General features: G+C 56.4%; 17 protein-coding genes and 1 pseudogene. 8 read left to right on the top strand and 10 right to left on the bottom strand.

Translation table 11 applies throughout. The features are described 5' to 3' along the window. Nucleotides 1–16: 16 nt before the first annotated feature. The 4 genes from recQ to murJ all read right to left on the bottom strand — a co-directional run bounded on the left by recQ (nucleotide 17) and on the right by murJ (nucleotide 5,843). On the bottom strand, nucleotides 17–2,320 hold the full coding sequence (gene recQ, locus DFR77_RS01095; RefSeq protein ID WP_003698955.1) for a DNA helicase RecQ: 2,304 nt from the start codon (nucleotides 2,318–2,320) through the stop codon (nucleotides 17–19). 62 nt (nucleotides 2,321–2,382) lie between these two features. Then, nucleotides 2,383–3,165 carry an indole-3-glycerol phosphate synthase TrpC gene (trpC, locus tag DFR77_RS01090; RefSeq protein WP_003689906.1) on the bottom strand — a complete coding sequence of 261 codons (783 nt, stop codon included), beginning with the start codon at nucleotides 3,163–3,165 and terminating at the stop codon, nucleotides 2,383–2,385. Between the two features lie 50 nt (nucleotides 3,166–3,215). Beyond that, on the bottom strand, nucleotides 3,216–4,172 hold the full coding sequence (locus DFR77_RS01085) for a YheT family hydrolase (protein ID WP_003694227.1): 957 nt from the start codon (nucleotides 4,170–4,172) through the stop codon (nucleotides 3,216–3,218). Between the two features lie 132 nt (nucleotides 4,173–4,304). Further along, on the bottom strand, nucleotides 4,305–5,843 hold the full coding sequence (gene murJ, locus DFR77_RS01080) for a murein biosynthesis integral membrane protein MurJ (protein ID WP_003694224.1): 1,539 nt from the start codon (nucleotides 5,841–5,843) through the stop codon (nucleotides 4,305–4,307). A 437-nt stretch (nucleotides 5,844–6,280) separates the two neighbouring features. Between murJ and DFR77_RS01075 the strand changes: the two genes are divergently transcribed. Next, nucleotides 6,281–6,979 carry a thiol:disulfide interchange protein DsbA/DsbL gene (locus tag DFR77_RS01075; protein ID WP_003689902.1) on the top strand — a complete coding sequence of 233 codons (699 nt, stop codon included), beginning with the start codon at nucleotides 6,281–6,283 and terminating at the stop codon, nucleotides 6,977–6,979. Nucleotides 6,980–7,035: 56 nt separating this feature from the next. On the opposite strand, the gene amgK is transcribed toward DFR77_RS01075, so the two are convergent. After that, entirely contained in the window at nucleotides 7,036–8,040 is a 1,005-nt protein-coding gene (gene amgK / locus DFR77_RS01070; protein ID WP_003689901.1) for an N-acetylmuramate/N-acetylglucosamine kinase AmgK, read from the bottom strand. A gap of 69 nt (nucleotides 8,041–8,109) precedes the next feature. Here amgK and DFR77_RS01065 point away from each other — a divergent pair, with 69 nt between their 5' ends. After that, entirely contained in the window at nucleotides 8,110–10,515 is a 2,406-nt protein-coding gene (locus DFR77_RS01065) for an LPS-assembly protein LptD (RefSeq protein WP_003698952.1), read from the top strand. 101 nt (nucleotides 10,516–10,616) lie between these two features. Continuing rightward, on the top strand, nucleotides 10,617–11,618 hold the full coding sequence (locus tag DFR77_RS01060; RefSeq protein ID WP_003691902.1) for a peptidylprolyl isomerase: 1,002 nt from the start codon (nucleotides 10,617–10,619) through the stop codon (nucleotides 11,616–11,618). Between the two features lie 479 nt (nucleotides 11,619–12,097). On the opposite strand, the gene DFR77_RS01055 is transcribed toward DFR77_RS01060, so the two are convergent. Further along, complete coding sequence (locus DFR77_RS01055) at nucleotides 12,098–13,978, bottom strand: ribonuclease catalytic domain-containing protein (protein WP_003700503.1); 1,881 nt, start codon at nucleotides 13,976–13,978, stop codon at nucleotides 12,098–12,100. Between the two features lie 155 nt (nucleotides 13,979–14,133). On the opposite strand from DFR77_RS01055, the gene DFR77_RS01045 reads away from it, so the two are divergent. From DFR77_RS01045 to DFR77_RS01035, 3 genes are all read left to right on the top strand, one after another. After that, nucleotides 14,134–14,766: an LOG family protein gene (locus DFR77_RS01045; protein WP_003694219.1), complete on the top strand. Its 633-nt coding sequence runs from the start codon at nucleotides 14,134–14,136 to the stop codon at nucleotides 14,764–14,766. A 71-nt stretch (nucleotides 14,767–14,837) separates the two neighbouring features. Further along, the gene (purB, locus tag DFR77_RS01040) at nucleotides 14,838–16,208 is read left to right on the top strand and encodes an adenylosuccinate lyase (protein WP_003696130.1); all 1,371 of its coding nucleotides are present in this window, start codon (nucleotides 14,838–14,840) and stop codon (nucleotides 16,206–16,208) included. Nucleotides 16,209–16,287: 79 nt separating this feature from the next. Beyond that, entirely contained in the window at nucleotides 16,288–18,156 is a 1,869-nt protein-coding gene (locus DFR77_RS01035; RefSeq protein ID WP_113852019.1) for an acyltransferase family protein, read from the top strand. 135 nt (nucleotides 18,157–18,291) lie between these two features. Here DFR77_RS01035 and DFR77_RS01030 read toward each other — a convergent pair whose 3' ends face one another. From DFR77_RS01030 to DFR77_RS01015, 4 genes are all read right to left on the bottom strand, one after another. Continuing rightward, a complete protein-coding gene (locus DFR77_RS01030; protein ID WP_003691896.1) occupies nucleotides 18,292–18,906 on the bottom strand; it encodes a tellurite resistance TerB family protein in 615 nt (204 codons plus the stop codon). Nucleotides 18,907–18,941: 35 nt separating this feature from the next. Continuing rightward, entirely contained in the window at nucleotides 18,942–21,092 is a 2,151-nt protein-coding gene (gene dinG / locus DFR77_RS01025) for an ATP-dependent DNA helicase DinG (protein WP_003689889.1), read from the bottom strand. A gap of 180 nt (nucleotides 21,093–21,272) precedes the next feature. Further along, nucleotides 21,273–22,571, bottom strand: coding sequence for an FAD-binding domain-containing protein (locus tag DFR77_RS01020; protein ID WP_003691893.1), 1,299 nt, complete (start codon nucleotides 22,569–22,571; stop codon nucleotides 21,273–21,275). After that, nucleotides 22,561–23,472: a LysR family transcriptional regulator gene (locus DFR77_RS01015; RefSeq protein WP_003689884.1), complete on the bottom strand. Its 912-nt coding sequence runs from the start codon at nucleotides 23,470–23,472 to the stop codon at nucleotides 22,561–22,563. The genes DFR77_RS01020 and DFR77_RS01015 overlap by 11 nt, the downstream gene beginning before the upstream one ends. Nucleotides 23,473–23,579: 107 nt before the next feature. Here DFR77_RS01015 and DFR77_RS01010 point away from each other — a divergent pair, with 107 nt between their 5' ends. Beyond that, the gene (locus tag DFR77_RS01010; RefSeq protein ID WP_002216361.1) at nucleotides 23,580–23,978 is read left to right on the top strand and encodes a DoxX family protein; all 399 of its coding nucleotides are present in this window, start codon (nucleotides 23,580–23,582) and stop codon (nucleotides 23,976–23,978) included. Between the two features lie 48 nt (nucleotides 23,979–24,026). Then, a pseudogene (locus tag DFR77_RS01005) lies at nucleotides 24,027–24,215 on the top strand (nitroreductase family protein); the annotation flags it as partial. Nucleotides 24,216–24,333 lie beyond the last annotated feature (118 nt).

Here is a 24,333-nt window from a genome sequence, read left to right as displayed (position 1 = left end):
AACTTGGTAACGGGCTTCAGACGGCATCCCGTTCCAACACCGCCAACACCGCCGCACCGTAACGTGCGGCTTTTTCTTCGCCTACGCCGTATACGGCGGCAAGCTCCGCCAAACCTTCCGGCTGTTTGGCGGCAATGGCGCGCAGGGCGGCTTTGCTGAGAATGCGGTAGGGTTCGGACTGTTCGTGTTTTGCGGTTTCGTTGCACCATTGAATCAGGGCGCGCATCAGGCAGCGTTTGTGTTTGGCGGTTTCATCGATGCCGTCTGAAAACGGACGGCAGACGGCGAGGATGTCCCGTCCGTATTTGGCGGCGCGTACGCTGCCCAAGCCGTGTACGGCTTCGAGGTCGGTTTCGGTTTCGGGCGTGGCGGCAAGCATATCGGCAAGGCTTTCGTCGGAGAGGACGGTATGCAGGGCGCAGTTTTCCGCCCTTGCCTGTTCATACCGCCAGGCTTCGAGTTTTTGACGCAGTTGTTGTTCGCGTTCGGTTTGCGGACGGATGACGGCATCGTGGCTAAAGTCGGCAGCGTTTTGGCAGACTTTGAGTATGCCGTGTCCGAAACGTTCGGTTTTGGCTTCGCCCAAGCCGTAGATGTCGTGCAGCCCGTTGAGGTTTTGCGGCATTTTTTCGACAAGGTCGCGCAGGGTTTTGTCGCCGAAAATCATATAGGCGGGGATGCCTTCGGCTTCAGCCTGTTTCATGCGCCAAACGCGCAATGCCTGCCACAGGCGTTCTTCGCGTTCGGTACGCAGCCAGTTGTCTTTGAGGGTGCGGGTGGCGGGCTTGTCGCGCTTGAGCGGGCGCAGCATCACTTCGGTTTCGCCTTTGAGGACTTTTTTGGCGGCTTCGGTCAGTTGCAATGCCTGATATCGGGCAATGTTGACGGTGAGGTAGCCGAGGCTGATGCACTGGCGGATGACGCTGCGCCATTCTTTGTCGGACAATTCCGCGCCGATGCCGAATGTGGACAGTTGCTCGTGCCGGTTGCCGCGTATCCAATCGTCGCTTTTGCCGCGCAAAAGGTTGGTGATGTAACCGGCGGCAAAGCGTTGTCCGGCGCGGTACACGCAGCTGAGTAATTTTTGCACCAACACCGTGCCGTCAAACCGTACGGGCGGATGCAGGCAGTTGTCACAATGTCCGCAGGGTTCGGATGCTTCGCCGAAATGTTTGAGCAGCAGTACGCGGCGGCAGGCGGCGGTTTCGCAGACGGAAAGCATGGCATCGAGTTTTTGTATTTCGATTTGCTTTTGCACCTCGTCGCTGTTGCCTTCGGCAATCCGTTCGCGCAGCAACACCCAATCGTTCAAGCCGTAACACAGCCAACTCACGGCAGGCAGCCCGTCCCGGCCGGCGCGCCCTGATTCCTGATAGAAATGTTCGACACTCTGGGGCATATCGAGATGGGCGACAAAGCGCACGTCGGGTTTGTCTATGCCCATGCCGAACGCCACGGTCGCCACCACGATAATATTGTCTTCATGCGTAAAGCGGCGTTGGTTTTCCTCGCGCACGTCCATGCTCAAACCGGCATGATACGGAATCGCGTTTAATCCGTTTTCACGCAAAAACTGCGCCGCATCTTCAACCTTTTTGCGGCTTAGGCAATACACAATGCCGCTTTGCCCCGTCATTTCTTTGCGGATGAAATCCAGCAATTGTTTTTTGCCGTTGTTTTTTTCGATAACCTGATAATAAATATTCGTGCGGTCAAAGCTGGAGACAAATTCGGACGCGTCGTCCAAGTGCAGATAATGCTTGATGTCGGCGCGCGTGGCGGCATCGGCGGTGGCGGTCAGGGCGATGCGCGGGATGTTCGGATAGCGTTCGGCAAGCATACCGAGCTGTTGATATTCGGGGCGGAAATCGTGTCCCCACCGGCTGACGCAGTGCGCTTCGTCAATGGCGAACAGGCTGACGGTTTGTTGGTCGAGAAAACGTAAAAAGCGGTCGGTAACCAAGCGTTCCGGCGCGACATAAAGCAGCTTCAGACGGCCTTGGGCAAGCTTGTCGGCAATCTCGCGCGCCTCATCTGCCGATGTGCCGCTGTTGACTGCCGCCGCTTCAATCCCGGCCACATGCAGGCTGGCCACTTGGTCGTTCATCAGCGCAATCAGCGGCGATACGACAACCGCCACGCCTTCGCGCATCAGCGCCGGAATCTGGTAACACAAAGACTTGCCCCCGCCCGTCGGCATCAGCACCGTCAAACTGCCGCCGCCTGCCAAAGTATTGATGACATCCTCCTGCCTGCCGCGAAATTCGGGATAGCCGAATACTTCGTGCAAAATCTGTCTGGCGGTGGGTCGGTGCGTCATTGTTCCGTGTCCGGTAAGGGTGTTGGTCGGTCGGCGGCAATATGCCGTCTGAAATCGGGATTTTAGAAGAGTTTGCCCACTTCCGCCCCAATATCGTCGGCACGCATAAACGTTTCGCCGATCAGGAAGGTATGCACGCCGCGCGCCCGCATAAATTCCACATCCGCCTTGCCTGTAATGCCGCTTTCGGTAACGACGGTTTTGCCTTCCAGCGCGGGCAGCAGCGACAGGGTTTGGTCGAGGGAGACTTCAAAAGTCCGCAGGTTGCGGTTGTTTACGCCCCGCAACGGCGTGGTCAGGTTGCGGCATTTTTCCAATTCGGTTTCGTCGTGCAGCTCGAGCAGGACGGTCATGCCCAATTCGTGCGCCAGCGCCTCAAAGCGTTCCAATTGTCCCTGTTCCAGTGCGGCGGCAATCAGCAGGACGGCATCCGCCCCCCATGCGCGCGCCTGATAAACCTGGTATTCGTCGATGATGAAGTCTTTGCGCAGCACGGGCAGCAATACGGCTTCGCGCGCCTGTTTGAGGTATTCGGGCGAACCTTGGAAATAGGGTTCGTCGGTCAGTACCGACAAACACGCCGCCCCGGCGTTTTCATAGGCGCGGGCAATCTCGGCAGGGCGGAAGTCGGGGCGGATTAACCCTTTGCTCGGGCTTGCCTTTTTGATTTCGGCAATGACGGCGGGCAGGTTTAGGCGGTGTTTGCCGCGTATCGAATCGATGAAGCTGCGGACGGGCGCGGCTTCTGCGGCAAGTGCGCGGATGTGTTCGGCGTTGACGGCGGCTTTTTGGGCGGCAACTTCCTGTGCCTTGGTGGCAAGGATTTTATTGAGGATGTCGGTCATGTCGTGTTCCGTATTTGTCCGGGGAAAGGGGGAATATTAGCATCAAACCGTTAACGCCTGTTTGTGCGGAAGCTGTCAAAATAGGACAGGACGGTCTGCGGCAGCCATTGCAGGTGCAGCCTGCCGCCGGTGCTGCTGACAAAGCCGGCGTGCCCGCCGTGTGCAGGTTGGAACAGGGTAACGGCTTCGGACGCTTCGTCCGCACGGGGCAGGGCTTCGGGCGGCAGGAAGGGGTCGTTGGCGGCATTGAGCAGGAGCAGCGGTTTGGCAACGTGTTTGAGCAGCGGTTTGCAGGAAGTTTGGCGGTAGTAGTCGTGCCGGTCGGCAAAGCCGTGCAGCGGTGCGGTGAAACGGTCGTCAAACTCGCCCAGTGTTTTGCACCCTGCGGCAAATGCCGTCTGAAAACCTTGGAGCGAACGTGCTTTGGGTATCAGTGTGCGGAGGAAGTAGCGCGTGTAGAGCAGCCGCGTGATGCCGCTGTCGAAGCGGCTGCCTGCCGCCTCTGCATCAACGGGGGCGGATACGGCGGCCGAGGCGTGCGGCAATGCCTTTTTGCCCTGTTCGCCCAAATATTTTGCCGGCGCGTTGCCGCCCAGCGATACGCCGACGGCGTATATTTCACGGTAACGCGCGGTGAGCGTGTCCAAAGCAAAGGCGATTTCGGCGGTATCACCCAAGTGGTAGAACACCGGGGCGGTGTTCGCTACGCCGCCGCAGCTGCGGAAATGGACGACTGCGCCGTGCCAACCCCGATTGCGTACCGCGAGCATCAGTTCGGCCGCGTAATGGCTGCGGCTGCTTCCTTCCAAACCGTGAAACAGCACGACCAGCGGCGCATCGGGCGAAATGCCGCCTGAAAAGTCGTAGGCGGTTTTGGTTTTACCCGTGCTGTCGGGAAGCATCTCGCGGCGGTATGCGGGTGCGGGGTGTTGCAGGAATTTGGCGGCAATCGTGTCGGCATTGCCGTTGCGGAGGAAAAAGGGCGTGTCCGGCGGTGTCAAAATCATAAGGTATCGGTTTTTCTGTTTTCAGACGGCATTGGTGATGCGGCAGCCCGTCCGGCCGGTGCGGACGCGGGCGATGCGCGCCCGGATATAGGCGCGGAAAAAGCGTTTTCCGAAAAAGGATATCGGCATCGGTCAGCTTTCCACGCGTTTGAAATGGCGCGGACGGAAGCCCAAAGCCGCCAGAGATGCGAAATACAGTCCGCCGCCGACGGCAATCAGGATGCAGAGCTGCCCCGCTTTCCGCATTCCGCCGGCGTGCGCCCATTCGAACGGCAGGCAAGCCTGCGCCGCCCACAGTCCGCCGCACATCACGGCGAGCGCGAGCAGCATTTTCGCCAAGAACGCCGCCCAACCCCTGCCGGGCCGGTAAATACCGTGTTTGCGCGACAGGAAGAACAACAATCCGGCGTTGATGCACGCGCCCAGGCCGATGGCGAGCGAAAGCCCGGCGTGTTTCAACGGACCGATAAAGGCGAGGTTCATCAACTGCGTGCAGATGAGCGTGAAGATGGCGATTTTGACGGGCGTTTTGATGTTTTGCCGCGCATAAAAGCCGGATGCCAACACTTTGATCATAATTAAACCGATTAAACCGAAAGAATAGGCAATCAGCGCGTGTTGCGTCATTTGTGCGTCAAACAGCGTGAATTCTCGGTACATAAACAGCGTCGCCACCAGCGGGAACGACAATACCGCCAGTCCGGCCGCCGCCGGCAGCGTCAGCAGCATGCACAGGCGCAAACCCCAGTCGAGCAGGGCGGAAAACTGTTCCGTATCTTGGTTTGCCGAGTGTTTGGACAAAGTCGGCAGCAAAATTGTACCGAGTGCAGCCCCCAGCACGCCGCCGGGCAGCTCCATCATGCGGTCGGCGTAATACATCCATGAAACGCTGCCCGACTGCAGATAAGACGCGAAAATCGTGTTGATAACTAAAGAAATTTGCGCCACGCTCACGCCCAAAATCGCAGGCGCCATCTGTTTCATGACGCGGTTGACCGCCGCATCTTTGAAATTCAGTTTGGGCAGTTTCAAAAAGCCCAGTTTCGCCAGCCACGGCAGTTGGAAACCGAGCTGCAAAATACCGCCGACAAAAACCGCCCACGCCAGCGCGGTAACGGGCGGATCGAAATACGGCACGAAAAACAGTGCGAATACGATAAAAGAGATGTTTAAAAACGTGGGCGTAAACGCGGGAATGCCGAACTTATGATAAGAATTGAGTATCGAGCCGACAAAAGAAGACAAAGAAATCAATAATATATAAGGAAACGTAATCCGCAGCAGGCTGATGGAAAGTTGGAACTTGTCCGCGTCTTTGGTAAAGCCGGGCGCGGAAACATAAATCACCCAAGGCGCGGCAAGTATGCCCAGCGCGGTAACGACGATCAGCACAAACGACAGCATTCCCGCAACGTGGCGGATAAAAGCCTCCGTCGCCTCTTTAGAACGCGTTTCCTTATATTCCGCCAAAATCGGCACAAACGCTTGGGCAAACGCCCCCTCCGCAAACACGCGGCGAAGCAGGTTGGGCAGTTTGAACGCGACAAAAAACGCATCCGTCGCCATACCCGCGCCGAATGCCCGCGCAATGACCGTATCGCGCACAAATCCCAAAACGCGCGACACCATCGTCAGGCTGCCGACTTTTGCCAAAGCTCCAAGCATATTCATCGTGTTTCCTTTTCGGCTGAAACCCCGCCCTTTAGGGCGGCAGGATCAGACTTTATAGTGGATTAACAAAAATCAGGACAAGGCGGCGAAGCCGCAGACAGTACAAATAGTACGGCAAGGCGAGGCAATGCCGTACCGGTTTTTGTTAATCCACTATATTTGAAAGGGGTGTAACCCTTCCAAATCAGGGCAACGCATAGGGCGGTGCTTTATGTGCCGTCCTGTGTGTTGAAACATCATTGTTCCCCAACAGCCGTATCCGTCCGGGGCGGCGCGTATTGTACGACAGAAACCGCTTCGGATGGCATCGGGTTTGATGCCGTCTGAAGCGGTTTCCCGAAACGAAAACGTCCTTTTTCGGCGGCAAACTGTATCAACACGCGAAAATACAATAAAATACCAATATCCGATTTATTTCCAACATCACGGAGAGCCGTATGAAATCCAGACACCTCGCCCTCGGCGTTGCCGCCCTGTTCGCCCTTGCCGCGTGCGACAGCAAAGTCCAAACCAGCGTCCCCGCCGACAGCGCGCCTGCCGCTTCGGCAGCCGCCGCCCCGGCAGGACTGGTCGAAGGGCAAAACTACACCGTCCTTGCCAACCCGATTCCCCAACAGCAGGCAGGCAAGGTTGAAGTGCTTGAGTTTTTCGGCTATTTTTGTCCGCACTGCGCCCGCCTCGAACCTGTTTTGAGCAAACACGCCAAGTCTTTTAAAGACGATATGTACCTGCGTACCGAACACGTCGTCTGGCAGAAAGAAATGCTGCCGCTGGCACGCCTCGCCGCCGCCGTCGATATGGCTGCCGCCGAAAGCAAAGATGTGGCGAACAGCCATATTTTCGATGCGATGGTCAACCAAAAAATCAAGCTGCAAGAGCCGGAAGTCCTCAAAAAATGGCTGGGCGAACAAACCGCCTTTGACGGCAAAAAAGTCCTTGCCGCCTACGAATCCCCCGAAAGTCAGGCGCGCGCCGGCAAAATGCAGGAGCTGACCGAAACCTTCCAAATCGACGGTACGCCCACGGTTATCGTCGGCGGCAAATATAAAGTTGAATTTGCCGACTGGGAGTCCGGTATGAACACCATCGACCTTTTGGCGGACAAAGTACGTGAAGAACAAAAAGCCGCGCAGTAGGCCCGTTTGAAAAATGCCGTCTGAAACTTGGTTTTCAGACGGCATTTTGATTGGGTTTAGAACGTAAAGCCCGTTTCCAGTTCTTCATCGCCGACCAGTTCGACCAAGAGCGCGTAGAGCGGGGCGAGTTCGGCATAACGGCGCGATACGCGGCGCAGATAGTTTAAGAAACGCGGGATTTCCGGACGGTATTTGTCTTTGCCGTCGCGGTAGTACAGGCGTGCGAAGATGCCTGCAACCTTCAAGTGCCGCTGCACGCCCATCCATTCGAACCGGCGGTAAAACTCGTCAAACTCGGCAGGGACAGGCAAGCCGGCAGCCCGCGCCTTTTCCCAGTAGCGGATAACCAAATCCAAAACAAACTCTTCTTCCCACTCGATAAAGGCATCGCGCAACAGCGACACCAAATCGTAGGAAATCGGGCCGTAAAGCGCGTCTTGGAAGTCTAAAACGCCCGGCCTGCCGCGCGTCAGCATCAGGTTGCGGACGATAAAGTCGCGGTGCACGTAGACTTTGGGCTGCGCCAACAAGGGCGGCAGCAGCGTATCGGCGGTTTGCTGCCAAAGTTGGCGTTGTTTGAATGTTAATTCGCGCCCCAATTCTTTTGCGACAAACCATTCCGGGAACAGGTTGATTTCGCGCAGCATCGTTTCACGGTCATATTCGGGCAAAACCCCTTCACGGCTTGCCTTCTGCAATCCGACCAGCTCGCCGATGGCCTCCAGCAACAGGGCTTTGTGTGCCGCTTCGCCCTGCTCCTGAAGCATCGCGGTCAAAAACGTCGTATTGCCCAAGTCGTTCAATACCACAAACCCCAAATCCGTGTCCGCGTGCAATACCTGCGGCACATTGACCATGTCAAACAGCTTCTGCACCTTCAAATAAGGCGCGACACTCATCTTGTCGGGCGGCGCATCCATACAGACGACGCTGCCGCCGTCTGAAAACGCCGCACGGAAATAGCGGCGGAAATCAGCATCCGCCGCCGCGAAGGACAGATCGAAGTCCCGTTCGGGATAAACGGTCTGAAGCCAATTTTTCAGTTCGGTTTGCCGTTGCATAACAGTATCCGGGCATTTCGGGTTACAATAAACACTATTCTAACCGGTAAACCGACTTGAGGGGCGATTTTGGCTCGTTTATTTTCACTCAAACCACTGGTGCTGGCATTGGGCTTCTGTTTCGGCACGCATTGCGCCGCCGATACCGTTGCGGCGGAAGAGGCGGACGGGCGTGTCGCAGAAGGCGGTGCGCAGGGCGCGTCCGAATCCGCACAAGCTTCCGATTTGACCCTCGGTTCGACCTGCCTGTTTTGCAGTAACGAAAGCGGCAGCCCCGAGAGAACCGAAGCCGCCGTCCAAGGCAGCGGCGAAGCATCCGTCCCCGAAGACTATACGCGCATTGTTGCCGACAGGATGGAAGGACAGTCGAAGGTTAAGGTGCGCGCGGAAGGAAGCGTTATCATCGAACGGGACGGCGCAGTCCTCAATACCGATTGGGCGGATTACGACCAGTCGGGCGACACCGTTACCGTAGGCGACCGGTTCGCCCTCCAACAGGACGGTACGCTGATTCGGGGCGAAACCCTGACCTACAATCTCGATCAGCAGACCGGCGAAGCGCACAACGTCCGTATGGAAACCGAACAAGGCGGACGGCGGCTGCAAAGCGTCAGCCGCACCGCCGAAATGTTGGGCGAAGGGCGTTACAAACTGACGGAAACCCAATTCAACACCTGTTCCGCCGGAGATGCCGGCTGGTATGTCAAGGCCGCCTCTGTCGAAGCCGATCGGGGAAAAGGCATAGGCGTTGCCAAACACGCCGCCTTCGTGTTCGGCGGCGTTCCCCTTTTCTATACGCCTTGGGCGGACTTCCCGCTTGACGGCAACCGCAAAAGCGGACTGCTCGTCCCGTCCGTATCTGCCGGTTCGGACGGCGTTTCCCTTTCCGTCCCCTATTATTTCAACCTTGCCCCCAACTTCGATGCCACTTTCGCCCCCGGCATTATCGGCGAACGCGGCGCGACGTTTGACGGACAAATCCGTTACCTGCGTCCCGATTACAGCGGACAGACCGACCTGACCTGGTTGCCGCACGATAAGAAAAGCGGCAGGAACAACCGCTATCAGGCAAAATGGCAGCACCGGCACGACATTTCCGACACGCTTCAGGCGGGTGTCGATTTCAACCAAGTCTCCGACAGCGGCTACTACCGCGACTTTTACGGCGGCGAAGAAATCGCCGGCAACGTCAACCTCAACCGCCGCGTATGGCTGGATTATGGCGGCAGGGCGGCGGGAGGCAGCCTGAATGCCGGCCTTTCGGTTCAGAAATACCAGACGCTGGCAAACCAAAGCGGCTACAAAGACGAACCTTACGCCATCATGCCCCGCCTTTCTGCCGATTGGCATAAAAACGCAGGCAGGGCGCAAATCGGCGTGTCCGCACAATTTACCCGCTTCAGCCACGACGGCCGCCAAGACGGCAGCCGACTGGTCGTGTATCCCGGTATCAAATGGGATTTCAGCAACAGCTGGGGCTACGTCCGCCCCAAACTCGGGCTGCACGCCACTTATTACAGCCTCGACAGTTTCGGCGGCAAAGCATCCCGCAGCGTCGGGCGCGTTTTGCCCGTTGTCAATATCGACGGCGGCACAACCTTCGAACGCAATACGCGCCTGTTCGGCGGCGGAGTCGTGCAAACCATCGAGCCGCGCCTGTTCTACAACTATATTCCTGCCAAATCTCAAAACGACCTGCCCAATTTCGATTCGTCGGAAAGCAGCTTCGGCTACGGGCAGCTTTTCCGCGAAAACCTCTATTACGGCAACGACCGCATCAACGCCGCCAACAGCCTTTCCACCGCCGTGCAGAGCCGTATTTTGGACGGCGCGACGGGGGAGGAGCGTTTCCGCGCCGGTATCGGTCAGAAATTCTATTTCAAGGATGATGCGGTGATGCTTGACGGCAGCGTCGGCAAAAATCCGCGCAGCCGTTCCGACTGGGTGGCATTCGCCTCCGGCGGCATAGGCGGGCGTTTCACCCTCGACAGCAGCATCCACTACAACCAAAACGACAAACGCGCCGAACATTACGCCGTCGGCGCAGGCTACCGCCCCGCCCCCGGAAAAGTGTTGAACGCCCGCTACAAATACGGGCGCAACGAAAAAATCTACCTGCAGGCGGACGGTTCCTATTTTTACGACAAACTCAGCCAGCTCGACCTGTCCGCACAATGGCCGCTGACGCGCAACCTGTCTGCCGTCGTCCGCTACAACTACGGTTTTGAAGCCAAAAAACCGATAGAAATGCTTGCCGGTGCAGAATACAAAAGCAGTTGCGGCTGCTGGGGCGCGGGCGTGTACGCCCAACGCTACGTTACCGGCGAAAACACCTACAAAAACGCCGTCTTTTTTTCACTTCAGTTGAAAGACCTCAGCAGCGTCGGCAGAAACCCCGCAGGCAGGATGGATGTCGCCGTTCCCGGCTACATCCCCGCCCACTCTCTTTCCGCCGGACGCAACAAACGGCCCTGACCGTCGGAAACCCGGCAGGAGCACCGTTCCTGCACAAGATAGCATTCCACCGACAACCCCAAACCCGCCATCAAAGGCAGGATTCAAACGATAAGGAAAGAATGATGAAAATCAAAGCCCTGATGATTGCCGCCGCATTGCTGGCAGCAGCCGATGTCCACGCCGCACCGCAAAAGGCAAAAACCGCGCCCGCCAAAGCGGTCAAAGCTGCCGCCACGGCGCAAAAAGAAGCCGCACCCGCACAACAGCAGGGCGGTATCCGCTTTTCAGACGGCATTGCCGCCGTTGCCGACAACGAAGTCATCACCAACCGCCGGCTTGCCGAAGCCGTTGCCGAAGCCAAAGCCACCCTGCCCGAAGACGCGCAGATAAGTGAATCCGAGCTGTCCCGACAGGTGCTGATGCAGCTTGTCAACCAATCCCTGATTGTACAGGCGGGCAAACGCCGCAACATTCAGGCAAGTGAAGCGGAAATCGATGCCGTCGTCGCACAAAATCCCGCCCTCAAAAACCTCAGCCCCACCCAACGCCGCGAGCTTGCCGACAACATCATTGCCGAAAAAGTCCGCCAGCAGGCAGTGATGCAAAACAGCCGCGTGAGCGAAGCTGAAATTGATGCCTTCCTCGAGCAGGCGCAAAAACAAGGCATCACCCTGCCCGAAGGCGCACCGTTGCGCCAATACCGCGCCCAACACATCCTGATTAAAGCCGACAGCAAAAACGCCGCCGTCGGCGCGGAAAGTACCATCCGCAAAATCTACGACCAGGCGCGCAACGGCACGGATTTCGCAGGTTTGGCACGCCGATATTCCCAAGACGCAAGCGCGGGCAATGGCGGCGACTTGGGCTGGTTTGCCGACGGCGTAATGGTTCCCGCCTTTGAAGAAGCCGTCCACGCGCTCAAACCCGGACAGGTCGGCGCGCCTGTCCGCACCCAATTCGGCTGGCACATCATCAAATTGAACGAAGTGCGCGATGCCGGCACGCCGGAGGAACGTATCCGCAATTCCGTGCGGCAATACATCTTCCAACAAAAAGCCGGACAGGCAACCGTCAACCTGTTGCGCGACCTGCATTCCGGCGCGTATGTCGACATCCGCTAAGGCGGTTTGAATCCAAAAGTCATACCGATCGGGCAAAAGTCCGGGCGGTATGGCTTTTTTGAATTTCGAGTTACTTTTACACCGCCATTCGTCATTCCCGCGCAGGCGGGAATCTAGCAACGAAAAGTAACAGGAATTTATCGGGAATGGCCGGAGTTTAAAGGTCTGGATTCCCGCCTTCGCGGGAATGACGATTCAGAAGTTACACGAAACTCAAAAAAAAAAACGAAACCGAACGGACCGGATTCCCGCTTTTACGGGAATGACGGCATATCGGTTTCCGTGAGGACAAACCTAGATTCCCGCCTGCGCGGGAATGACGGGATTTTAGATTGCGGGTATTTATCGGGAATGGCGATTTAAAAATTACCTAAAACTAAACTTAAAAGCAACTGAAACTTAAAAAACTAAAATTTCGCCTGCGTGGGAAGGATGGGATTTCAGATTTCTGTTTTTGTGGGAATTTGCCGTATCGGGCTTCAGACGGCATTGCCTGCCGTTTTGCCCCCGGGTGCGGCTGCCTTGATGTAGTTGAGCGAGACAAACTGCTTCTCGGCATCCAATTCGGTGATTTTAAACAATGCCTGCGATTTGGGCAGCGCGTCAAACGGGATGCCGTTGGCGCGCGTTGTCAGTGGCAGACCTTCGATGCGGACGAGGTCTTCTTTCAGAATCGTCGCGGTCAGTTCGCTGATGCCTTGTTGTTGCAGGTACACGAGGCTCCAGTAGGCTTCCATCTGCCGTTGGAAGTCGGCGTAGGCGGCGTAGGCGGTGTCGAAATCGCGCAGGGCGGCGAAGAGCGCGGCATCGCTTTTTTGATACAGCGGCTCGGCAGTGTCGTCGATCAGGCTGATCAGCTGCTTTTGGTTGATGTAGTCGGCGGCGCGGCGCAGCGGCGAGGTAAACCAGCCGTAATGCTGCACGCCCATGCCGATGTGCGGCTCGGATTGGGTGCTCATGCGCACTTTGCCTGCCGGTTGGACGCGGAAAAGGCCGGGCAGCCCGTTTTCGTCTAGCATTTGCGCCCAAGTGCTGTTGGCAAGAATCATCATCTCGCTGACCAGCGTATCGATGGGCGAACCGCGTTCGCGGCGGACGACGGAGACGTTGCCTTCTTCATCCAATTCGATGCTGTAATCGTATTGCGGCGCGCGGTCGGGTTCGTATTTGCCGCGCGCTTTTTGCAGGGCGGTGGCGAATTGATAGAACCAAATCAGGTCTTGATGGTGGGCGAACATCATTTCGCCTGCTTGGTCCAAGCCGGTTTCTGCGTTGAAATGCGGCTCGATGGCTTGGATACGCAGGTTTGCGGCGATGTTGACGGCTTCGATTTTGCAGGTCGGCTCGCCGACGTTGAACTCGCCGTCCACATCGAAATAAATGCTGACGGCAGGGCGGTATGCGCCTGCATCGAGGCTGAACGCGGTAATCCAGTTTTCGGGCAGCATCGTGATTTTGCCGCCGGGGAAATAAACCGTACTCAACCGCTGCATAATGATTTGTTCCATTCCGCCGCCTTGTCGGACGGCAAGCGACGGCGCGGCGATGTGGATGCCGACGCGCTTCGTGCCGTTGCCCAAATCGGTCAGGCTCAAGGCATCGTCCACTTCGGTGGTCGATTCGTCGTCAATGGAAAAGGCGGTAACGTCGGCCTTGGGCAGGTCGGGCATTTCGGGAAGGGAGAGGTCGGGGAAACCTGTTCCTTTGGGGAAGTATTTGATTTCAAAGCCGTCTTGCAGGTATTGCGGAATGGACGTAATGCCGCCCGTTTTTTTCGCCAGTTCGTAGGCGGAGGTTTTCAGTGCGTCGGCGGCTTTGGTAAAGGCTTTGTAGGTCAGCGACTGTTTGTCGGGCGCGTGTAAGATGGTTCTCAAATCCGCCGCGATTTCAGACGGCATCTCGCCGCGTTTCAAGGCTTCCGCCCAAGCGTCGATTTGCGCGTCTTGCTGTTTTTTGCGTTCGATGGCGGCAAGCGCTTGTTTCAAAGTTTCTTCGGGCGCGGCTTTGAACACGCCTTTGGCTTTTTTGTAGAAATACACCGGCGCGGCGTACAGCGCAATCAAAGTCGCCGCCAGCTCGGTTTTGGTCGGCGCATGGCCGTAATATTCTTCGGCGATGGCTTCGGCGGTAAACTCCCCTTCGCCGCATACTTCCCACAATAAATCGGTGTCGATGTCCGCCGCCTGCGCCTGCGCGTTTTCCAAAAACGCCGCCATATCGCCGTCAAACTCGGCAAAGACATTGTTTGCCTTCACTTTGGTGCGTTTGCCGTGTTGGGTATCGACTTGGTAGGTAGCGTCGTTTTTTTGGACGACGACGGCAACTTTGAACTGGCCGGACTCTTCGTAAAAAATATTCATTTTTCGGATTTTTCTGTGGAAACTCAAGCGGGCGATTTTAGCAGATTACCGAAAATGCCGTCTGAAAAAAGGTTGGGGGAAGGCGGGTGCGGCTTTGCGGTGCTTGCGTTGCGTTTTTGACGGGGTACAATCGCCGTTTTTGAACGGAGGACGGAATGGAGAATGTAAACCGCGTGCCGGAGCAGGCACGTTATGATGCCGAACGCAGGCAGGCAGACGAAGCATTGGCGGACGTGTTTCCGGCAGTCAGTATTTTCGGCAGCGCGCGCACGCCGCAGAATCATACGGATTATGCGTTTGCCTGCCGTCTGGCGCGGCGGCTGTCGGATTCGGGTATTGCCGTCATTTCGGGCGGCGGGCCGGGGATTATGGAGGCGGCAAACAAGGGCGCGTTTGCCGGGAAGTCGGTTTCGGTAGGGCTGAACATTGCCCTGCCGCACGAGCAGAAACCGAATCCGTATCAGGACATCGCCTTGCGGTTTTCCCGTTTTGCCGAACGCAAGGCAGTGTTTTTCCGCTATTCCCAAGCATATGTCGTGATGCCGGGCGGCTTCGGGACGCTGGACGAATTGTTTGAAATCCTGACCTTGGTGCAGACGGGCAAAGTGCCGCCGCGTCCGGTCGTTTTGGTTGGAAAGGCGTTTTGGTCGGGCTTGGCGGAGTGGATAAACGCGCAGCTTTTGGCGCGCGGTATGATTTCCGAAGGGGCCGCTTCTTTGTTCTCCATATCGGACGACGAAGACGAAATCATTGCGTATCTGTCGGAACACGGGCTTCAGACGGCATAGCGTCCTGAGAGTGATGTATAATTGCAAACAATTTGTCAATTTTTGATGTCTTTTCCGAACAGGATGCCGATATGATCAACCCCATCGCCTCGCTTTCCCCCCTAGACGGCCGTTATGCCCAATCCGTTGAAGCATTGCGCCCGATTTTTTCAGAGTACGGACTGATGAAGGCGCGCGTCAAAGTCGAATTAAACTGGCTCAAAGCCCTGGCCGCCGAGCCGGAGATTGCCGAAGTGCCGCCCTTCAGTGCCGAAACGCTTGCCGAAATCGACAAAGTCATCGAAAACTTTTCATTAGAAGACGCGGCCGCCGTCAAAGCCATCGAAGCCACGACCAATCATGATGTCAAAGCCATCGAATATTGGCTGAAAAAACGTTTTGCCGAAGTGCCGGAAGTCGCCGCCGTGAGCGAGTTCATCCACTTCGCCTGCACCAGCGAAGACATCAACAACCTGTCCCACGCCCTGATGCTGCAAGAGGCGCGCGAAACCGTCATCCTGCCCAAACTTGCCGAAATCATCGGCAAACTCACCGCTATGGCGCACGACCTTGCCGCCGTCCCGATGATGAGCCGCACCCACGGCCAGCCCGCCACACCGACCACTTTGGGCAAAGAAACCGCCAATGTCGTGTACCGCCTGCAACGCCAGTTCAAAATCCTTCAGGCGCAAGAATTCCTCGGCAAAATCAACGGCGCGGTCGGCAACTACAACGCCCACATGGCCGCCTATCCCGATGTGGATTGGGAAACACACTGCCGCAACTTCGTCGAAATCAGCCTCGGTCTGACCTTCAACCCCTACACCATCCAAATCGAGCCGCACGACTATATGGCGGAGTTTTTCCAAACCCTCAGCCGCATCAACACGATTCTCATCGACTTCAGCCGCGACGTTTGGGGTTATATTTCATTGGGTTATTTCAAACAAAAAGTCAAAGCGGGCGAAGTCGGCTCTTCCACCATGCCGCACAAAGTCAACCCCATCGACTTTGAAAACTCCGAGGGCAACCTCGGCATGGCAAACGCCGTATTGGGCTTTTTGGCGGAAAAACTGCCCGTCTCACGCTGGCAGCGCGATTTGACCGACAGCACCGTATTGCGCAATATGGGCGTGGGCGTGGGCTATGCCGTGTTGGGTTTCGCCGCCCACCTGCGCGGTCTGAACAAGCTCGAACCCAACCCTGCCGCGCTTGCCGCCGATTTGGATGTCACTTGGGAGCTGCTCGCCGAGCCGATTCAAACCGTAATGCGCCGTTACGGTGTCGCCAATCCTTACGAGAAGCTGAAAGACCTGACGCACGGTAAAGACGGCATTACGCCCGAAGTGTTGAAACTCTTTATCGAATCGTTGGAAATTCCGGCAGAAGCCAAAGCCAAATTGCTTGAGCTGACCCCTGCGTTGTATGTGGGCAAGGCTGAAGCGTTGGCGAAACGGATTTGAGTGCTTATTGAAACCGATGCCGTCCGAACGCGCGTTCAGACGGCATTTTTAAGATAACGGGACATACGGGGCGATATTTATGCAAGCTGTCCGATACAGGCCTGAAATTGACGGATTGCGGGCCGTCGCCGTGCTATCCGTCATTATTTTCCACCTGAATAACCGCTGGCTGCCCGGAGGATTCCTGGGGGTGGACATTTTCTTTGTCATCTCGGGATTCCTCATTACCAACATCATTCTTTCTGAAATACAGAACGGTTCTTTTTCTTTCCGGGATTTTTATACCCGCAGGATTAAGCGGATTTATCCTGCTTTTATTGCGGCCGTGTCCCTGGCTTCGGTGATTGCTTCTCAAATCTTCCTTTACGAAGATTTCAACCAAATGAGGAAAACCATAGAGCTTTCTACGGTTTTTTTGTCCAATATTTATTTGGGGTTCCGATTGGGGTATTTCGATTTGAGTGCCGACGAGAACCCCGTACTGCATATCTGGTCTTTGGCAGTAGAGGAACAGTATTACCTCCTGTATCCTCTTTTGCTGATATTCTGCTGCAAAAAGACAAAATCGCTACGGGCGTTGCGCCACATCAGCATCATCCTGTTCCTGATTTTGACTGCCACATCGTTTTTGCCGGCCGGGTTTTATACCGACATCCTCAACCAACCCAATACTTATTACCTTTCGACACTGAGGTTTCCCGAGCTGTTGGTGGGTTCGCTGTTGGCGGTTTACGGGCAAACGCAAAACGGCAGACGGCAAACAGAAAATGGAAAACGGCAGTTGCTTTCATTACTCTGTTTCGGCGCATTGCTTGTCTGCCTGTTCGTGATCGACAAACACGATCCGTTTATCCCGGGAATAACCCTGCTCCTTCCCTGCCTGCTGACGGCGCTGCTTATCCGGAGTATGCAATACGGGACACTTCCGACCCGCATCCTGTCGGCAAGCCCCATCGTATTTGTCGGCAAAATCTCTTATTCCCTATACCTGTACCATTGGATTTTTATTGCCTTCGCCCATTACATTACAGGCGACAAACAGCTCGGACTGCCTGCCGTATCGGCGGTTGCCGCGTTGACGGCCGGATTTTCCCTGTTGAGCTATTATTTGATTGAACAGCCGCTTAGAAAACGGAAGATGACCTTCAAAAAGGCATTTTTCTGCCTTTATCTCGCCCCGTCCCTGATGCTTGTCGGTTACAACCTGTATTCAAGAGGGATATTGAAACAGGAACACCTCCGCCCGCTGCCCGGCACGCCCGTTGCTGCGGAAAATAATTTTCCGGAAACCGTCTTGACCCTCGGCGACTCGCACGCCGGACACCTGCGGGGGTTTCTGGATTATGTCGGCGGCAGGGAAGGGTGGAAAGCTAAAATCCTGTCCCTCGATTCGGAGTGTTTGGTTTGGGTGGATGAGAAGCTGGCAGACAACCCGTTGTGCCGAAAATACCGGGATGAAGTTGAAAAAGCCGAAGCCGTTTTCATTGCCCAATTCTATGATTTGAGGATGGGCGGCCAGCCCGTGCCGAGATTTGAAGCGCAATCCTTCCTGATACCCGGATTCCAAGCCCGATTCAGGGAAACCGTCAAAAGGATAGCCGCCGTCAAACCCGTCTATGTTTTTGCAAACAACACATCAATCAGCCGTTCGCCCCTGAGGGAGGAAAAATTGAAAAGATTTGCTATAAACCAATATCTGCGCCCCATTCAGGCTATGGGCGACATCGGCAAGAGCAATCAGGCGGTCTTTGATTTGGTTAAAGATATTCCCAATGTGCATTGGGTGGACGCACAAAAATACCTGCCTGAAAACACGGTCGAAATACACGGACGCTATCTTTACGGCGACCAAGACCACCTGACCTATTTCGGTTCTTATTATATGGGGCGGGAATTCCACAAACACGAAAGCCTGCTCAAGCATTCCCGAGGCGGCGCATTGCAGTAGCCTGCCTTCTTGCCGGATATTGCCTTTGGCAGCCTATGCCGCTGTTTGCCCTTTGAGGCGGCTTTTATTTTGCCGTTTTGAGGCCGGGGTCGGGAATAACCGTTTTTTGATGATTTTCCCTCCCCGGCTGTGTCATCAAATCCCTAGTTGCCTTTCCAAACTCTCCACCAGATTGTCATCCAGTTCCAAAGCCTGCGACAGGCGGGCGAGGAAGACGGTTTCTTTCCGCGACAAATCGGCACAGACCAACCTTGCCGCCAGATAGGTCTCCGCCGCCAACGCCTCATCGTTGCCGACGGCGGCGGCGATGTCCCCGATGCTTGCGGGCAGGCGGTATTCGGCGGCGAGCCATGCGGCAGTTTCGGGGTCTGTGCCGCTTTCCTGTTCGATAGTCCGGCGTTCGGCTTCGTCTATCATGCCGTCTGAAGCGGCGGCGGCTATCATGGTACGCAATACGGTGCGGCTGTATGTTTCTTCGGTTTTTCCGGCAGGTTGGAAATCGCTTTGTGTTACGGTTGCCCGCCCTTTGTTTTGCTGCCACATCTGATAGCCCCGGTAGGCGAGGTAGCCCAAAGCGGCGGTCGAACCGATTTTGGTGATGGTTTTGCGGTTTTTACCGTTCAGCAGCATGGAGGCGACACCGGCAACCAGCGCGCCTCCGCCGAATGAATTGAGCGGGCTGCCGGAGAATGTGCTGCCTTTTTTTTGAACCGTGCTTAAGACTTGGTTGAGCAACCGGGTGAAGTTCATGATTTTTCCTTTCTGTTGCGGGAAGGGCGGTATGTTTACCCTATCCTTTTAAACGGTGGCAGGCCGGCCAATAATTGTTGGCCGTACCGCTGCGTTTTGATGCGGTTGTCGAGGATGGTTACGCGGCCGTAGTCTTGTTCGGTGCGGATGAGGCGGCCGACGGCCTGGATGAGTTTGATGCCGGCTTCGGGGACGGTGATTTCGATGAAGGGGTTGCCGCCGCGTTGTTCTATCCAACGGTTTTGGGTTTTTTCGATGGGGTTGTCGGGCATGGCGAAGGGGAGTTTGGCGATGATGACTTGCACGCAGGCGGTGCCGGGCAGGTCGAGCCCTTCGGCGAAGCTGTCGAGTCCGAAGATGATGCTGGCTTTGCCTTCTTCTATGGCTTGGTGGTGTTTTTGCAGGAGGACGGCTTTGGGTAATTCGCCTTGTACGAGCAAGAGCGGCAGGTAGTCTCCGGGCAGGTGCAGGGCGACATCCTGCATTTGTTTGCGCGAGGAAAACAGGACGAGTGTGCCGATGGCTTCGGTGGGCGAAATCAGCTTGGGCAGCCATTCGATGACGGCGGCGGTGTGGGCTTCGGGGTCTTTGGGGCTGGCGTATATGGAGGGGATGTAGAGTTCGCCCTGTTTTTCAAAGTCAAAGGGGCTTTTGAGGGCGAGGGTGGTGGTTTCGGGCAGCCACAGCAGGCCGGTTTGGCGCAAAATCAAGTTGAAGCTGCCGAGCGATTGCAGGGTGGCCGAAGTCAGCACCGCGCCTGCCGCGCGCCGCCACAGGCTGTTGGCAAGGTGGGACGCGCTGCTGATGGGGCTGGCATTGAAAATATAGTCGTTTTTGTCGTCGGCACGGCGGGCTATCCATTTCGCCAACGGCTCCTCGCCCTCAATGGAAACAGTGGAGAGCAAATCCCAAACCGCGCTGATTTGTTCGATACGGGCGATAAAAAGGCCGAACTCGCCGGTCAGGCGGTCGATGAGCGCACCGTCCTGTTCTTTTTCGCGGCGTGCGGCGGAAAGCGCATCGTTCAGCCCGACAACGTGTTTGAGCAGGCTGCGTGCAGCAATGGCCGTATTGGAAACGGTGGTTTCGAGGCCTTCGGGGATTTTGCCGTCTTCCCACAGCCAAGTCGGTTCGCTGTTGGTTCGTCTGTCGTTTTCAGACAGCCCCATACTTAAAGACGGCTCTTCCGCCAAATGGAATTGCCATTCGTGCAGGCTGTCGAGCAAGGATGCGGCGGCTTCGTCGGCAAGGTTGGCAAGTTCGGCTTTATCGGTAAGCGCGGCAATTTTGCCGGTAAGCTGCGGCAGTTTTTCCAGCGTCCAAACGGCAATATTCCATGAATGTTCGGCGGCAAAACGGCTGAGGGCTTTTTTGGGCAGGTGGTGCGCTTCGTCTATGCAATAGAAACTGTTTTCGGGCGCAGGCAGAATCACGCCGCCGCCCATGCTGATGTCGGCAAGCAGAAGATCGTGGTTGGCAACAACGACATCGACGGTTTCCAACATATCGCGTGCCAGGTAAAAAGGGCATTCCGGACGGTTGGGACAGGCGGCTTTCAGGCAGCCGTGGCGGTCGTTGGTCACTTTGAGCCAAATCGCGTCATCGATTTTTTCCGGCCAAGCGTCGCGGTCGCCGTTGAACCGTCGGGCGGAAAATTCGTCGGCGATGTCGCGCAGCAGCTTCAATTCTTCCGGCTTGGGTTTGCTGTCCCACAAGACGGCGGGGGCTTCAAAGCCGAGCAGGTTTTGCTGGGCGTTGCTTTGCGTCAGTTGATAGAGTTTGTAGGGGCAGAGATAGCGGCCGCGCCCTTTGGCAAGTGCGAAGGTCAGTTCCAAACCGCTTTTTTCGACCAGAAACGGCAGGTCGCGGTCTACCAACTGCTCCTGCAAGGCAACCGTCGCGCTGCTCACAATCAGCCGCTTGCCGCGTGTTTGCGCCATGATGCCGCCCGCAAGCAGGTAGGCAAGCGATTTGCCCACGCCGGTCGGCCCTTCGATTACGGCAATGCTTTCGCCCTCGCGCTTGGGCGGCTCGCCGCCTTCTTCGCGCGTCAACGTCCGCGAAAAAGCGTTGGCAACCGCCGCAATCATTTCCCGCTGCGAAGCACGCGGACGGAAACCGGGCAGGTTTTTGCCGATATTTTGGTAATGGTCGCGGATGGCGTTTTTTTCTAAATCGGTGAGCATAGTATCGGTGGGCGGATGATTTGGGGTCATTTTAACATTGCGCGGATGCGGTACGGTATCGTTGTCGGACGGTGGTTCGGGCATATCTGATTATTGAAAGTAAAAAAACGGAAGATATTGGGTCATCCGTACAAAATGGCGTCTGAAGCGGGAAACGGGCTTCAGACGGCATTGCCGCGCTTATACGCCGGCGACGGGGCGGGCGGGATAGCCGTGGGTATCGACCGAACAGGCAAACCGCCAAGGCGTGTGGACGGTGTCGGCGGACAGGTGGGCGAGTTCGGGAATGTGCCGTTTGATAAAAGTACCGTCCGGGTCGGTACGGTATGAGGCGGCGGCAATGTCGGGGCAGGTGTGCCGTGAGGCGGCAAGCCGCCAGTTGCCTTGGTTGATTGCCGCATCGAAATCGGTCAGCTGCCGGGCAAACCATATCTCGCCTTCGCGGCGGGGGAGGTTTAAAACGTGGCAGAAAAAATCCGCGCTCAAGCGTCTCAGGGCGGGGTGGAGGCTGCCGGTTTTGTGCAAACAGCGCATCGCGGCATCGATAATCGGAATGCCGGTCCGGCCCTGCTGCCAAAGCGTCAGGCGCAGGGTGTGTTCCGGATTGCCGTCTGAAGGGTCGTCATCCGCGTGCTGCAAGGCAAGTTGAAGGAAAAAATCGCGGCGGATGATGTTGTCCGCCCACGCGTTCAGACGGCGTTCGAGGCTTTCCCGCGCGAGCAGGCGCGGCGAGATGCAGCCGACACTCAAATACGCGCCCATCAGCGAAGTGTTTTTGCGCGAAGGGAAATCCTTTAAAACGGAGTAGGAAGCCGCCTGTTCGAGAAACCGCCGCCACTGCCGCCAAGCCGCCGTTTCGCCGCCGTTTTGCGGCAGGAAGATGCCGTCTGAAAGCGCGGCAGGCGGCGGGGCGGGCAGGTTTTCGGGGAAGGGTTGGCGGTATGCCGCGAATAGGTCCGAACCGGCGGGGGGCTGCTTGGAAAAGCGGTCGAGCCATACTTCGCGGTAGCGGTTGAAATCGGTGTGTGCCGTACCGTTGTCTGGTGTCAGGTCGGTTTTGCCGAAAACGGAACGGTCGTTGACGAAGGTTAACGCGATGCCGTGTTTGTCCAATTCGTGCCAAAGGGCGTTGTCGGCGAGTTTGTCGGCAAAAGTATGGGATTCGTCGGCGATGACGGCGCGGATATTGAGGCGGACGGCGAGCCGGACAAGCCCGGCAGGCGATGCCGCCGTGTAGAGCGGGATGCCGCGCCTTGCCAGCCCTTGGGCGAGTTCGGCGGCGGATTGGCGGTAGAACGCGGCGCGGCGCGGGTTGTCTGTTTCGGCATCGTCAATCCAAATGCCGATAACGGGCGAACCTTCGGCAACGGCGGCGCATAAGGCGGCGTTGTCGCGGATGCGGAGGTTTTGGCGGAACCAGACGAGCGTGTGCGCGGCGCGCGTGTCCGCATAAAGGGGGAGGGCGGTTTCAGACGGCATTTCGGCAGCCTTTCCTGCTGGCGATTTTTTCGTTCAGAAAATCGATGAAACTGCGGACTTTCGCACTCAAAAATGCCCTGTCCGCATAAACGGCGTTCAGCCGGTCGGTCGGGACGGCGTATCCGGGCAGCAGCCTCACCAGCGGGCCGCAGCGCAAATCGTGTTCCGCCGCCCAAAGCGGCTGATAACCGATGCACGCGCCCGCCTTAATCATTTCGCGCATCATCAGCGTGTTGTCGGTACGGATGACGGGGGTCAGTTCAAGCCGGTATTTCTTGCCGTCCGATTTGCGGGTGAGGTCGAGTTTCTGCTGGTTGGTGTAGGTCGGCAGGACGGCAGGCAGCCCCGCCACTTCTTCCGGTGTTTCCGGCACGCCGTTGCGCCTCAGGAAGTCGGGCGAGGCAAGCAGGGCAAATTCGATTTCCGCCAGCGGGCGCGCAATCAGCGAAGGGGAAAGGGTTTGGGAAACGCGCAACGCCAAATCCACGCCTTCGGCAATCAAATCGACGTGGCGGTTGTCCAAAATCAGTTCCAACGCCACTTCGGGATAACGTTCGCGGTATTCCGCCAGCCAGTTGCATATCTGGCTGCCGGCAAACCACAGCGGCATCGTTACGCGCAGCAGCCCCTGCGGTTTTTCCGTCCCCCCGGCGGCTTTTTGCGCGGCATCGTCGAGCGTGTCGAGCGCGTAACTGCATTGCCGGTAGTATTCTTCCCCGGCTTCGGTCAGGCTGAGGTTGCGGCTGTTGTGGTGCAGGAGTTTGGCTTGGACGGTGTTTTCCAAGTGACTGACGTGTTTGCTTGCCATTGCGGTGGAGATGCCGAGCGCGTCGGCGGCGCGGGTGAAGCCGCCGCTTTGGACGACTTGGCGGAAAACTTTGAGGCTGAACAGGGTGTCCATATTTTCTTGTGTGGAAAAGTTGTATCAATAAAAGCAGTATATATTTGAAAAAGGGAAACATCTATACTCTGCCGCCTGAAATGAAGACAAATATCAAAGGAGCTTTTATGTCCGATTGCTGCAACCGTATCCAACCTGTTTTGCTTTCTGTTTTGCGTATCGTAACCGCCTACCTGTTTTTGTTGCACGGTACGTCGAAAATCTTCGCCTTCCCCATTGAAATGGGCAGCGGTTCGCCCGGCGGGCTGTTGCTGCTTGCCGGTATTTTAGAAATTGTCGGCGGCATTTTGCTGGTGTTGGGCCTGTTTGCGCGCCCTGCCGCGTTTGTTTTGTCCGGCCAGATGGCGGTTGCCTATTTTATGGCGCACGCTTCCGGAAATGCTTTGTTCCCGATTGCCAACGGCGGCGAGTCCGCAGTGCTGTTCTGCTTCGTATTTCTCTATATCGCGGCAGCGGGCGGCGGAGCATGGTCGCTGGACAGGCTGTTTTTCAAGCGTAAAGCCTGAACCGGACTGCCTAAAGTGTATTTTGTTGAATGTTTTTGAGGAAAAGAAATGAGCCGTCAATCCCTGCAACAGGCTGCCGAAAGCCGCCGTTCCGTTTATTCGTTAAATAAAAACCTGCCCGTTGGCAAAGATGAAATCGTCCAAATCGTCGAACACGCCGTTTTGCACACACCTTTTTCGTTCAATTCCCAATCTGCCCGCGTGGTCGTGCTGTTTGGCGAAGAGCATGATAAGATACTACTTTAATTGACAACAGCATTTTTACAATTCATTTTCAACCCATTGAATTTCAATATTTGAAAATTCACCGGATTTCAGACGCGGCAAAGCAGGCATTTAAAAAATGCCTTTTTTC

This window comes from Neisseria gonorrhoeae, from assembly GCF_003315235.1.
Lineage (GTDB): Bacteria > Pseudomonadota > Gammaproteobacteria > Burkholderiales > Neisseriaceae > Neisseria > Neisseria gonorrhoeae.
This window is presented reverse-complemented; position numbering and strand designations above follow the sequence as displayed.